Consider the following 12307-nt stretch of genomic DNA (forward strand, 5'->3'; position numbering starts at 1 on the left):
TAGGCGGCCCGCGAGCGGGGCCGCGAGTCCTCGACGCGCCTCAGCGGGGTGTGATCGGCTCCGGGGTCGGCCGCTTCGGTGCGACGCCGTCACCGGAGGAGGTGCCGGTCAGCCGCCGGTGGATCCAGGGGACGACGTGGGTGCGGACCCACCGGAGGTCCTCGCTGCGCCGCTGCGCAGGCGTCTCCGCGGGGACGGGCGGTAGGTCGGCGGGCCGCAGTGTGTGCGGGGCGCCGAGGGCGTCGAGTACGGCCGACGCGACGGCCCGGTGGCCGTGGGGGCCGAGGTGGATGCGGTCGTCGGACCACATCCGGCGGTCCCGCAGTTCGCGCATCGCCCACATGTCCACGACGAGCGCACCGTGCCGCGCCGCGATGAGCCGGACGTGCTCGTTGTAGACGGCGGTGCGGCCCCGCAGCTTCCGGAACACCGGATCGTCGACCCCGTCGACGCCGGTGAACAGCACCACCGTCGTCCCCGACGCGGCGAGCTTGCCGACGGCCTCGTCGTAGACCTCGGCGAGACCGTCGAGGTCGGGCCGGGGCCGCATCAGATCGTTGCCGCCGGCGTAGAGCGTCACCAGGTCGGGGCGCAGCGCGAGTGCGGGGTCGAGCTGTTCGGCCACCACCTCGCCGAGCAATCGGCCGCGCACGGCCAGGTTCGCGTAGCCGAGACCGGGGTGAGCCGCCGCGAGGGACTCTGCCACGAGGTCGGCCCACCCGCGGACGCCGTTCGGGTAGGCGGGGTCGTCGTCGCCGACCCCCTCGGTGAACGAATCTCCCACTGCGACGAACCGCTCGAACATGGTCATGACTCTAGTCAGCGGGCGCCTGTGATCGGGCACGCACCGGGATTACCGCTACCGCTGACACCGCCTACCGGCGAAGGTTCCCCGTGCCCGGTTGCAACCGTAGTGTCCGCCTCGGCGTCGTAGCCTCGAGCTCCGGCCGCAGCCGGCGGCCGGAGCTCGAGGCGACACCGACGTCGTCACAACCGAACAACGACAACCGAACAGCGACACAACCGACGGTCACATCTCGGCCGACGAAGGAAACCTGGGGGTTTTCGTAATCATGAGGAAACGAGTGAAGCTCGGCGTCGTGGCGCTGAGCGCGGTCTTCGGGGCGACCCTCGCTCCGCCGGCCGCGGCGGCACCGGCCACCGCGCAAGTGGATCCACGGATCACGATCGGCACGCACAACACGCTGCGCGGGGCGGCCGACTATCACAACTTCGCCGGCATCATCGGCTGGCAGGAGGTCAAGGGCACGGCGTCGAAGAACAAGCTCAAGCGCCAGCTTCCCGACAACTATCGGCACTACTTCGCCAAGGGCCCGAACTCGGCCGGTTCGCACCAGGTGCCGATCTCGTGGCGCAGCCACCGGTTCGAGAAGCTCGCGTCCGGCTACAAGCGGACGCACCCGGGCGAGGCCGGCGTCACGCCCGCGCGTTTCGTCACGTGGGTGAAGCTGCAGCTGCGCGGCACGAACAAGAAGGTCATCGTGGTGAACACGCATCTCATCTCCGGTGCGTGGTCCAAGCATCCGGAGCGGCGGGATCGGTGGCGGACCCACATGCGGAAGCTGCGCAGCAAGGTCCGCACGTTGCACTCGAACCACCCGAACGCACAGCTGTTCGTGGTGGGGGACTTCAACCGGCGCAAGGCGCTGTCGATGCCGTCCCCGCTGAAGTACACGCCGATCAAGGGCGTCCGCGGAGTGCGTCTGGACCACATGTACGCGCCGACGAACGTGCCGCACTCGAAGGCGCTGCAGCGGCCGAAGTGGGGTTCCGACCACCACGCCTACAAGATGCGCGTCCGGTTGTAACAGCGGTCGTTCATCGCGACACGGGGCGCCGGGCTCGGCTGCGAGCCCGGCGCCCTCTCGTGTGATCACGGCCGAGTCGTGTCAACTCGGCAGCAGTTCGAAATCCTCGAAGTCGAAGCCGGGGGAGACGATGCACGAGACGAGCGCCTCGGCGTCGCCTGCGGGCCTGGCGGTCTGCCACACACCGGCCGGCACGAGCACCTGGAGGTGCTGGCCGTCCTCGACCGCGGGGCCGAGCGTGTAGGTCTGCGGTTCGGACGCTGGTTCGTCACCGGTGCCGCCGAGCTGCAGGGTGAGCGGCCCGCCGCGGTGCCAGAGCCACAGCTCGTCACTGCGGACCCGATGCCACGCCGATTCCTCACCCGGCGCGAGCAGATAGTGGATGCCGGTGGCCGCCGAACGCTCGCCCGGATAGCCCTCGGGACGGAACGTGTGGCCGGCCACCCACGTCTGCCGGTACCAGCCGCCTTCCGGGTGGGGTTCGAGGTCGAGGGCCGCGGCGAGCGGCGGTCGTTGCGGGGTCGACATGATCGCGAAGTCTAGTCGGCGTGGGAGGTGGGGCGGTCGCGACGACCGCCCCACCTCCCGTCCTCGGTTCGTCGTCAGGCCTCCGGCTCGCCGGGAACGCCGGGAACGCTGTCACCCCGAACCGGGGTGTCCTCGGCCCTCCGGTCACGGGACGCCCCGGCGCGGGACGAGGGAGTGCCGTCGGTCGAATAACCGAGGTCGAAGTCCTGCCTGCCGTGTTCGACGCCGACGTGGACCGTCGCCGTGGCGGGACCGTAGCCGCTGGCGATCACCGTGTAGTGACCGTGCTCGACATCGTCGAATCGGTAGGTGCCGTCGGAGGCGGTCATCGTGACGCCCGCGACCTCACCGACCTCGTCGAGCAGCACCACGCGAGCCTCGGCGACCGCCGCGCCACTGAGCTCCGAGCGCACGATTCCTTCCAGATGGCCCGCCGCGCTGAGCTCGACGTCCTGGGTGACGCGCTCGCCGGTGGCCAGGCGGACCGGCGTTGCCTGCGGCCGGTAGCCCTGGGCCGTCACGGCAAGGGTGTAGGTGCCGCCGGCCACGTCGGGGAACCGGTACCAGCCGTCGCCTCCGGTGAGGCTCGCGTCGAGCACGTCGCCGCCGACGTCGGTCAGCACGACCGTCGCGCCGCCCACCGGCCGCGCCTGCGGGGTCCGGACGCGGCCGGTGACCTGGCCCGAGCCCGTCAGCGCGATGTCGCGGCGAAGCGGGGTCCCGCCGAGTTCGACCGACTGGGCCGACGGCTGGAGGTGCTCGGCGGCAGCGATGAGGATGTACCGGCCCGGCTCGCGGGCGCCGACGCGGAATGCTCCGTCGTCGCCGCTCCGTGCCAGGTCGACCTGTGCCCCCGAGGAGTCGGTGAGCGTGAGCGTGACCCCGGCGGCGGGGGAGCCCGCTGCCGTGACGACGCCGTGCACCGTGGCTCGCCGGCCGGCGGCCGAACCGTCCCGCACCGCGGCCACGGGGCCGGGCGCAGGCATGTCCGCAGCCGCACGTGCGGCGGGGACGGGGGACTGCGCCGGCCCGACTGCCGTCGCGGCGGCGGGAATCCGGTCGGTGGCGGGAGCCTCCGCGGCACCGGCGGTGTCCTCGTCCTTCGTTTCGGCAATGTCGAGGGTGCTGCGCAGCGGCGTCTCCTTGATGAACATCACGGCGATGAGCGTGATGACGGCGACGACGGCACCGATGAGGAACACGTCGCCGATGGCGTCGCCGTAGGCCGACCGCACGATGGCCTGCACGGGTGCGGGCATCGCCTCGACGTCGAGCGTGCTCCCGCCGGAGCCACCTGCCCCACCGCTCATCGGCATACCGCGGGCGGCCGCCGCTTCGGCGATGTAGTCGGAGACGTTGTGCGCGAGCACCGCGCCGAGCGCGGACACACCCGCCGAGCCGCCGAGCGTGCGGAAGAACGTCACCACGGCGGTGCTGGAACCGACGTCGCGCATGCCGACCGTGTTCTGGGCGACCAGCACCAGGTTCTGCATGAGGCAGCCGGTTCCGATACCCATCAGCGCCAGGTAGACGCCCATCTGGGCCAGGTTGATCTCACTGTCGATCGTGCCGAGCAGACCCAGCGCGACGACGAGGATCGACGCGCCGCCCACCAGGAACGGCTTCGTCCTGCCGATACGGGACACGACCTGGCCCGAGATCGTTGTTGACAGGAACATGCCGAGCACCATCGGCATGGTCATCAGGCCGGCTTCGGTGGGCGAGTAACCGCGCGCGATCTGGTAGTACTGCGCCAGGAAGACCGCGCCGCCGAACATCGCCGTGCCGACGGCGAGCGTGCCGATCACGGTGAGCGAGAAGGACCGGTTGCGGAACAGTTTGAGCGGCACCACCGGTTCGGAGACCTTCGTCTCCACGAACACGGCCAGGATCAGCGCAACGGCTGCGCCACCGAGGAACGCGGCGGTCGTCGGCGACCACCAGTCGAACTCCTTGCCGGCGAGCGAGACCCAGATCAGCACCAGGGCGACACCGCCGACGATGAGCGTCGCGCCCAGCCAGTCGATTTTCACCTGCCGCTTGATCACGGGCAGTTTGAGCGTCTTGCCGAGTACGATCAGCGCGATCACGGCGACGGGCACGGTGACCCAGAAGCACCAGCGCCAGCCGAGCGGCGAGTCGACGATGATGCCGCCGAGCAGTGGGCCGGACACCGTGGCGACGGCGAACGTCGCGCCGATGTAGCCGGAGTAGCGGCCACGGTCACGCGGCGAGATCATCGCGGCGATGACCGCCTGGACGAGTGCCTGCAGGCCGCCCATGCCGATGCCCTGGATGGCGCGGTAGGTGATCAGCTCCGGCATCGACTCGGCGAAGCCGCCGAGGACCGAGCCGACGGTGAAGATGACGATCGCGAGCTGGTACAGCAGCTTCTTGCTGAACAGGTCGGCGAGCTTTCCCCAGATCGGCGTGGTGGCCGTCGAGGTCAGCAGCATCGCGGTGATCACCCAGGTGTATTGGCTCTGGGTGCCGTCGAGGTCGGCGATGATGCGGGGCAGGGCGTTGGAAACGATCGTCGACGAGAGGATCGCGACGAGCAGCGCGAGCAGCAGGCCGATGAAGGCCTGCATGATCTCCCGCTTGGACATCGTGGCGTCGGGATCCTCGACGGTCTGGGCGTGCGCGGACGTGATGAACCCCCTGAGTAAGGACAGAGTTGTGACGACGAGAGTCGTAAGCCGGTTGACTCAACATAACAAATAACTTGATTGATGCAACTACATATTCCCGGCCGTGGCAGCACCTAGCCCGATCAGGCGAGGGGATTTGCGTAGTTCGTACGGGATTCGCCCGAGGTCGGCGTGCGACAACTCACGTCCGCTCCGTGCCCGGCCGCCACTGTCGCATTGACCTCCAGTGCGCTGGAGGTGCGAGGCTGAACCCATGACAGCGCAGACCGCCCCTGCAAGCACCGACACCGGCGTCCCGTCCACCGATCCGTGGGGCATCGACGCCCTCGATCTCGACGCCTACCTTGCACGGATCGGCCGCCCCGCGGAGCCGCCGTCGTTCTCAGCGCTCACCGCGTTGCACGAGGCGCATGTGCTGACGATCCCGTTCGAGAACGTCGACCCGTTCACCGGCAGATCCCCGTCACTCGACCTCGACACGATCCAGGCCAAGCTCGTCACACGGCACCGCGGCGGCTACTGCTACGAGCACAGCCTGCTGTTCGCCGCCGTACTCGAACGTCTCGGCTACGGCGTCACGCGGCTGACGGCACGCGTACAACCGCACCGCAACGGCCCGAGATCCCACATGAGCCTGCGCGTCACCGTCGACGGCACGTCCTATCTCGCCGACGTCGGTTTCGGTGCCGGCGTGCTGCACCCCATGCCGCTCGAAGACGGGGTCGTCGTGGACCAGGCGGGGTGGGCGAACCGGCTCAGTCACGACGACGGAACGTGGACGCTCGAGAAGCGGACGGCCGACGGCTGGGAGCCGCTCCACGCGTTCGACGAGGCGCCTCAGCGCCCGATCGACTACGAGGTGTTCAACCACTACGTCGCCACGCACCCGAAGTCGCCGTTCACCGGCGGGCTCATCGTGATGCGGCTCGAACCGGGCGTCAGCACGAAACTCCTCGGCCGCAAGCGTGTCGTCGAACGTCCCGACGGCAGCAAGGACGAGACCGAGCTCGACCACGACGACATCGTCGACGAGCTGCGCAGGATGGACGTCGTGCTGACCGACGACGAGGCGGCCGCGCTGACCGAGGCGATGAAGGCCGCCGACTGATCGCCCGCCGACCGGGTTGGCCGATCAGTCGGGCAGCAGCCGGGTCACGAGCCGGGACAGCTGGCGGATCGTGCGGCATTCGAACATCGGCACCTCCCGCGCGTAGCGGTGCGCCTCCGAATCGCCGGTGCCCCACGACGACTCGCGCTCCGGGTTGAGCCAGTAGACGTGCCGCGCACGCTCGGCCATCGCCCGCAACGCGGGAAGGTTCGGCGGGGCGCCGTTGGTGCGGCCGTCACCGAGGATGAGCACGCTGGTGCGGGGGCCGAGCACGTCGCCCCAGCCGTCGGCGAACGTCTGCAACGCCCCGTCGTAATCGCTGCTCATGCCGACCTGCGTCAGATCGGCCTCGGCCACGATGCGGTCGGCCAGGTTCTCGGGTTCGTCCCGTCCGGCCCGCACCAGCTCGGTGATCTCGTCGGTGCGTGAGACGAACGCGAAACTGCGGACCTTCGAGAACTGGTCGCTCAGCGCCTGCGTGAGCAACAGGGTGAACTGGGCGAATCCCGCGACCGAGCCGGACATGTCGCAGAGCAGCACCAGTTCCGGGCGGCCGGGACGCCTGCGGCGCATCACGGGACGCATCGGCACCCCGCCGGTGGCCAACGACCGGCGCACGGTGCGCCGTAGGTCGATGCGGCCGCGCGTCGCCCGCCTGCGCCGCGCCGCCAACCGGGTGGCGAGCTTGCGAGAGAGCGGCTGCACCGCGCGGCGCATCTCGGCGAACTGCTCCGCCGTGGCGCTCGTGAACGACACGAGGTCGGTCTGCGGTGCGACGGCGTGCCGCGCGATCCGGTCCCGGCCGCGTAGCTCCGCGGTTCGCCTGCGCGCCTCCGCGCGCACGTGGTCGGTGAAGGCCGCGATCCCCGCGGCGGCCTCACGGTCGGCCAGCGCATCCGCCGGCTCGCCGTCCAGGCCGTCGGTTCTGGCCTCCCGGATCGCGTCCCGCAACCGGGCCCGCAACGCCTGGGGGCGCACCTCGGACAACGTCTGATACGCCGACCAACCACTCAACCGCGCGGCAGAACCGCCGTTCCCGCCTGCCTCGCCCGTGGTGCCCTGCGTTCCCTGCCCGCCTTGTCCGCCGGAGGCCGCGCCGTAGCCGCCGAACAGGTCGATTCCGGTGGCTGCCAGCGCGCGCACGCGCGCGTCGTCCCCCGCCACGAGAGCGTCGAGAAGCTGATCACGCAGTTGGGCCGGTGTGGCGGGCTCGTCGACCGTGGTCTCCGACGTGCCGTGCGCGGTGGGGAAGTAGAGGTCGAAGACACCGTCGAACACGGGCCGCTGGGCCGCGCCCCGCAACACACTCGCGGCCAGGGCTTCGCGGAGCCGCTCCCGGTCGGCCAACCCGACGGCCTCGGCCGCTGCCGCAGCATCGACCGTCTCGCCGGTTCCGACGGCGATGCCGTGCTCGCGCAGCGCGTGCGCGAACTCGACGAGCCTGCCGGCCACGGCGTGCGCCGTCATGACGCGGCGTTCTCGGGCGAGAAGTTTCCGGACGACGCCGTTCCTGCGGCGGCCGCGACGCTGTCGGTGGCGTCACCGGGGGAGAGCACCCGGTCGAGTCGCAGTTCGGACAGTGCCTTCCGCTGGTCGGTCTCGTACTTGAGGATCACCCCGAGCGTCGCGTGCACGACCTGCTCGTCGAGCGTGTCCGCCCCGAGCGCCAGCAGCGTGCGCGCCCAGTCCACCGACTCGGCGATCGACGGCGATTTGCGCAGTTCCAGCTCCCGCAGCGCGCCGACCACCCGCACCAGCGAGGCAGCCAGCTCGGTGTCGAGCTGCGGTACGCGCAGTGTGACGATGTCCCGTTCCAGCTCGGCGGGCGGGAAGTCCAGGTGCAGGAACAGGCATCGGCGTTTCAGCGCTTCGGACAGCTCGCGCGTGGCGTTCGAGGTGAGTACCACGAGCGGCCGCCGCGTCGCCGCGATCGTGCCGAGCTCGGGGACGGTGACCTGGAAGTCACCCAGCACCTCCAACAGCAACCCCTCGACTTCGACGTCCGCCTTGTCGATCTCGTCGATGAGCAGCACCGTCGGGTCCTCGTTGCGGATCGCCGTCAGCAACGGGCGCGACAGCAGGAACTCCTCGCTGAACACGTGCTCGCGGGTAGCGTCCCAGCTCTCGTCCTTGGCCGCCGTGATGCGCAGGAGCTGACTGGCGTGGTTCCACTCGTACAACGCGCGTGACTCGTCGATGCCCTCGTAGCACTGCAGCCGGATCAGCTCGCTGTCGGTCGCGGCCGCCATGGCGCGGGCCAGCTCGGTCTTGCCGACCCCGGCAGGACCTTCGACCAGCAGTGGCTTGCCGAGCCGGTCGGCGAGGAACACCGTGGTCGCCACGGCGTTCGACGCGAGGTATCCGGCCCCTGCCAGGCGTTCGACGACCTCGTCGACCGATGCGAACACCGGCTCCTGCTCGGACGATTGCGGCACGGCCTGCGACGTCGATGACTCTGTCACAACGGACTCCTCGTGGTAAGCGTCCGCTCATTCTCGCGCTCGCGGGCGTTTCGTCGCGAGGCCGGTGGTTCAGCTCACGTGTTTTGTCAGGGGTAGGTGAGACAACGGTTCCCTACGGCAGCGGTCGTCCACGGCGGCCCCGGTCGACCGGGAGAGTCCACACAGCATCCGGCCAGCAGCATCCGGACAGCTCCCACCAGAAGAGTCCGGCCAGAGGAGTCACCGTGTTCCACGGCATGAGCACCGTCAGCCTGTTCGCCGACGACGTGTCCCAGGCGAGCGACTGGTACGCCGATCTGCTCGGCATCCAGCCCTACTTCGTCCGCCCGCTCGACGGGCCTCCCGCGTACATCGAGTTCCGGATCGGGCCGGAGCAGCACGAGCTGGGCATCATCGACGCGCGCTACGCGCCGCACCGACTCGGGGACGGCGGCATCGTCCTCTACTGGCACGTCGACGACCCGCGCGCCGCCTACGAGGAACTGCTCACAAAGGGCGCCACCGAACACGAAGGCCCGATCGAACGGGGCGAGGGTTTCGTCACGGCGTCGGTGCGCGATCCGTTCGGCAACATCGTCGGTGTCATCCGCAACCCGCACGCCCGCCCCGATGTCGAAGGCTCCCAGGGCGGGCACTAGTCGCGGGTGGCGCCTACGGCGCGCCGCGGCCGATGATCACGGTGGCGCCGAGGTCCTCGCACCGCTCCACGCGCGGCACGAGCCCCGCCCCGGCGAACGCCGCGGCCGCGCCGACGGCCTGCCGCTCGCTGGTCTCGCTCAGCACGTGGCCGCCGCGGGCGAGCCACGACGGCGCCTCACCTGCGAGCGCGCGGAGCGTGTCGAGCCCGTCGGCGCCGCCGTCGAGCGCGATCCCCGGTTCGTGGTCACGGGCCTCCGGCGGCATCGACGCGATCGCCTCCGACGGCACGTACGGCACGTTGGCCACGACGACGTCCACGGTGCCCCGCAGACCGGGCGGCAGCGCGGCGAACAGGTCGCCCTCGTGGACGCGACCGGGCAGGTTCCGGCGGGCGCACCGCACCGCGGCAGGGTCGAGGTCGGCGGCATGGACCGTCGCATCGGGACGTTCCGCCGCGACCGCCGCACCGAGCGCGCCGGACCCGCAACACAGGTCGACGACGACACCACCGGCCGGCAGCACCTCGAGGGCCTGCTCCACGAGGAAACCGGTCCGTTGCCGCGGCACGAACACGCCCGGATCGACCGCCACGCGCAGCCCGCGGAAGGCGGCCCAGCCGAGCACGTACTCGAGGGGCTCGCCACCCACTCGGCGTGCGACCAGCCGCTCCAATTCCGCCGGGCCGGTGGCCGCGTCCTGCAGCAGCGCGGCCTCGTCCTCGGCGAACACGCATCCGGCGCTGCGGAGGGACGACACGATCGGCGATGGCGGCACCGCCTCAGGTTAGCGCCGCGTACGGCGGCCGAAGCGGGCGGTGAACCCGTGTCTGCGGATGCGCTCGGCCGCCTCGGCGCCCACCAGCTCTCGTGCGATGTCGAACTCGCGACTCAGGCGGGTGTTGCTGACCGACGGGTTGTCGGTGCACAGCGCCACCGGCACGCCCGCTGCAACGAGGGTGCCCAGCTGGTGGTGCCGCCGGTTCTCGGCCGCACCGGTCTGCACGTTGCTGGTGATCGCGACCTCGAGCGTGATGCCGTGGGCGGCGAGGTGGTCGAGCAGCCGCGGATCCTCGGCGGACCGCACTCCGTGGCCGATCCGCATCGGGCGCAGCTCCCGGACGGCGTTCCACACGCTCCCCGGACCGGCCGCCTCGCCGGCATGGATCGTGACCGGCACGCCTGCGTCGTGGGCCAGGCCGAACGCGGGGGAGAACTGCGCGACGGGGTATCCCGCCTCATCACCCGCCAGGTCGACACCGACGAGCCGGTCGGCGTGCCGCAGGAGCCTGCGCATCTGCCGACCGGCAGAGTCCGGGCCTTCGTCACGCACGACGATGCCGATGAGCCCGACGTCGATCGGCAGCCCGTGGCCCGCGGCGGCATCGGTGACGACTTCGATGACGGCGTCGGCCTCCAGCCCTGTCTGAGCGGCGATGAACTGTGGGCTGAACCGGAACTCGACCGCGGTGAGCCCGTCGTCGCAGGCGTCCGCCACGGCCTCGTGGGTGATCCACCACCAGTCGTCGGTCATGGTCGCGAATTTCGCGGCGTTGTCGATCTTCGCCAGGTAGGGGAGCAGGTCGCCTTCACGGCCCGCCACGAACTCACTCCGGGACGCACGGGCGCCCGCCCGCGCGGCGAGGCGGTGCGCCGTGGACGGCCGGATCGAACCTTCCAGATGCCGGTGCAGATCGATCAGCGGACCGGATTCGGGCAGCGGAATGGACATGGATGAACGAAACCCTTCGCGACGAGCGGAACGCCGGGGCGAGACCCCGCAAGGCGACCGCTGGGAACCAGACACACCGAGGCAGGCACCGCAACCACCGGGCGATCGGACACCGTGGCGCCGGACGACACACACGCGCCGGAGCGCTGCACACCGCGACGTCACCGGCTCGCGACAGCGCCAACGCCGGGACAGCGCCGGGACGTCGCGGACGCCGACACACCGCGGGCATCCGACACACCGCGGGTGCGGTGCCGGGCGCTGGTCAGCCGCGAAGGTCCATGCGATAGCTGTGGTCGCCGAAGACCGCGAACACGCGATCGGCGTCGGCGCTCCGCACAGCAAGCATGGTCGGCATTCTAGACCGGCCGATGATCACCGTTCAACGCTCAGGGCGCTGTCGGCCGGTCCGTATCCGGCGACACCCGCTGCGGAGTACCGGACCGCCACGACACCGGCACGCGAACGGTGCTGTCAGTGACAGTGAGGTCCGGATGCCGTCCCCGTCCCCGTGGTTCCGAGCTCGTCGGAGCGTCCGGCGTCGAGTCGCGACCACTGGGCGGTGGGCCGTCCGTCGGTCCGGTACTGGTCCTCGTCGGCCTCCCACTCGACCGGCCAGCCCACGGGCGAGTCTTCCCAGGCCTCCTGCCGCCCGTAGACGGTCAGGTCCAGCAGCGCCCAGCTGTAGTCCATCGCCTCGACGCCGCGGCGTGTGGTCCAGTAGGTCTCGAAGACACGGTCACCGTCTCGCAGGTAGCACACCAGGTGGAACAAGCCGATCTCACGACCGACGAGGAGCGCGTCGAGGGAGGGCTGTGCCGAGTACCACGGCATGTCCCAGCCCATGAAGTCGCGATAACGGAGGCTCTCGTCGTAGCTCACCCGGGCGTCGGCCCCGTCGACGGCGACGTTGCGGCCCTGGCAGAAGACTGCATAGGTGGCGCCGCGGGAGTGCAGATAGGACAGTTCGCCGACCTGGCTCGTGTACACCGTGCAGCCCTCGCACTGCTCGGCCGCGGGTCTGCCGGGGTTCCACATGAAGTAGTAGGCGATGAGCTGTCGGCGGCCTTCGAACGCGTCGAGCAGGGTCAGCGGCCCGGCAGGGCCGAGCAGCTCCAGGCCGGCGTCCATCTCGACCATGGGCAGCCGCCGCCGCGCCGAGGCGATCGCGTCACCCTCGCGGGTGTGCGCCTTCTCCCGCACGCGCAGCTCATCCAGTTCGGCCTGGAAAGTGGCCCGGTCGACCACCGCCGGCAACGCCGGCGCATCGTGGGCCGTGGTGTCACGATCAGTCATGGCGTCGTCCGCTCGTCGGATGCGCTCATTGTGACGCGTGCACGACACCGCCGCACCGGGTACGAC

The 12307-nt window shown here is 70.5% G+C and carries 11 protein-coding genes; 3 read left to right on the forward strand and 8 right to left on the reverse strand.

What is annotated here, in order from left to right; translation table 11 throughout:
• Window positions 1-40: 40 nt before the first annotated feature.
• On the reverse strand, window positions 41-805 hold the full coding sequence (locus LY40_RS01905; RefSeq protein WP_258935746.1) for an SGNH/GDSL hydrolase family protein: 765 nt from the start codon (window positions 803-805) through the stop codon (window positions 41-43).
• Between the two features lie 268 nt (window positions 806-1073).
• Here LY40_RS01905 and LY40_RS01910 point away from each other — a divergent pair, with 268 nt between their 5' ends.
• The gene (locus tag LY40_RS01910) at window positions 1074-1829 is read left to right on the forward strand and encodes an endonuclease/exonuclease/phosphatase family protein (protein ID WP_258935747.1); all 756 of its coding nucleotides are present in this window, start codon (window positions 1074-1076) and stop codon (window positions 1827-1829) included.
• 81 nt (window positions 1830-1910) lie between these two features.
• Here the strand turns inward: LY40_RS01910 and LY40_RS01915 are convergent, their stop codons facing one another.
• The gene (locus LY40_RS01915) at window positions 1911-2357 is read right to left on the reverse strand and encodes a cupin domain-containing protein (protein ID WP_183787280.1); all 447 of its coding nucleotides are present in this window, start codon (window positions 2355-2357) and stop codon (window positions 1911-1913) included.
• Between the two features lie 74 nt (window positions 2358-2431).
• On the reverse strand, window positions 2432-4966 hold the full coding sequence (locus LY40_RS01920) for an MFS transporter (protein ID WP_258935748.1): 2535 nt from the start codon (window positions 4964-4966) through the stop codon (window positions 2432-2434).
• Between the two features lie 295 nt (window positions 4967-5261).
• Here LY40_RS01920 and LY40_RS01925 point away from each other — a divergent pair, with 295 nt between their 5' ends.
• Window positions 5262-6116 carry an arylamine N-acetyltransferase family protein gene (locus LY40_RS01925; RefSeq protein WP_258935749.1) on the forward strand — a complete coding sequence of 285 codons (855 nt, stop codon included), beginning with the start codon at window positions 5262-5264 and terminating at the stop codon, window positions 6114-6116.
• A gap of 24 nt (window positions 6117-6140) precedes the next feature.
• Here the strand turns inward: LY40_RS01925 and LY40_RS01930 are convergent, their stop codons facing one another.
• Window positions 6141-7583 (reverse strand): VWA domain-containing protein, encoded by a 1443-nt coding sequence (locus LY40_RS01930; RefSeq protein ID WP_258935750.1) that lies wholly within the window; start codon window positions 7581-7583, stop codon window positions 6141-6143.
• Window positions 7580-8578: an AAA family ATPase gene (locus LY40_RS01935; RefSeq protein ID WP_372497668.1), complete on the reverse strand. Its 999-nt coding sequence runs from the start codon at window positions 8576-8578 to the stop codon at window positions 7580-7582. The genes LY40_RS01930 and LY40_RS01935 overlap by 4 nt, the downstream gene beginning before the upstream one ends.
• A gap of 236 nt (window positions 8579-8814) precedes the next feature.
• Between LY40_RS01935 and LY40_RS01940 the strand changes: the two genes are divergently transcribed.
• Entirely contained in the window at window positions 8815-9216 is a 402-nt protein-coding gene (locus LY40_RS01940; RefSeq protein WP_307876528.1) for a VOC family protein, read from the forward strand.
• Between the two features lie 13 nt (window positions 9217-9229).
• Here the strand turns inward: LY40_RS01940 and LY40_RS01945 are convergent, their stop codons facing one another.
• The 3 genes from LY40_RS01945 to LY40_RS01955 all read right to left on the reverse strand — a co-directional run bounded on the left by LY40_RS01945 (window position 9230) and on the right by LY40_RS01955 (window position 12241).
• Window positions 9230-9991: a putative protein N(5)-glutamine methyltransferase gene (locus tag LY40_RS01945; RefSeq protein WP_258935752.1), complete on the reverse strand. Its 762-nt coding sequence runs from the start codon at window positions 9989-9991 to the stop codon at window positions 9230-9232.
• Between the two features lie 9 nt (window positions 9992-10000).
• Window positions 10001-10945, reverse strand: coding sequence for an adenosine deaminase (gene add, locus LY40_RS01950; protein WP_183787286.1), 945 nt, complete (start codon window positions 10943-10945; stop codon window positions 10001-10003).
• 474 nt (window positions 10946-11419) lie between these two features.
• Window positions 11420-12241 carry a DUF899 family protein gene (locus LY40_RS01955; protein WP_258935753.1) on the reverse strand — a complete coding sequence of 274 codons (822 nt, stop codon included), beginning with the start codon at window positions 12239-12241 and terminating at the stop codon, window positions 11420-11422.
• Window positions 12242-12307: the final 66 nt, after the last annotated feature.

Origin of the sequence: Prauserella salsuginis (genome assembly GCF_024648885.1) — a bacterium.
GTDB classification, from domain to species: Bacteria; Actinomycetota; Actinomycetes; order Mycobacteriales; family Pseudonocardiaceae; genus Prauserella; species Prauserella salsuginis.

What these genes read in the sequence shown, in the direction of transcription:
- LY40_RS01940 (WP_307876528.1), top strand. Translation starts at nt 8,815, where the DNA reads ATGAGCACCGTCAGCCTGTTCGCCGACGACGTGTCCCAGGCGAGCGAC.
- LY40_RS01905 (WP_258935746.1), bottom strand. Translation starts at nt 805, where the DNA reads ATGTTCGAGCGGTTCGTCGCAGTGGGAGATTCGTTCACCGAGGGGGTC.
- LY40_RS01925 (WP_258935749.1), top strand. Translation starts at nt 5,262, where the DNA reads ATGACAGCGCAGACCGCCCCTGCAAGCACCGACACCGGCGTCCCGTCC.
- LY40_RS01920 (WP_258935748.1), bottom strand. Translation starts at nt 4,966, where the DNA reads ATGTCCAAGCGGGAGATCATGCAGGCCTTCATCGGCCTGCTGCTCGCG.
- LY40_RS01930 (WP_258935750.1), bottom strand. Translation starts at nt 7,583, where the DNA reads ATGACGGCGCACGCCGTGGCCGGCAGGCTCGTCGAGTTCGCGCACGCG.
- add (WP_183787286.1), bottom strand. Translation starts at nt 10,945, where the DNA reads ATGTCCATTCCGCTGCCCGAATCCGGTCCGCTGATCGATCTGCACCGG.
- LY40_RS01915 (WP_183787280.1), bottom strand. Translation starts at nt 2,357, where the DNA reads ATGTCGACCCCGCAACGACCGCCGCTCGCCGCGGCCCTCGACCTCGAA.
- LY40_RS01910 (WP_258935747.1), top strand. Translation starts at nt 1,074, where the DNA reads ATGAGGAAACGAGTGAAGCTCGGCGTCGTGGCGCTGAGCGCGGTCTTC.
- LY40_RS01955 (WP_258935753.1), bottom strand. Translation starts at nt 12,241, where the DNA reads ATGACTGATCGTGACACCACGGCCCACGATGCGCCGGCGTTGCCGGCG.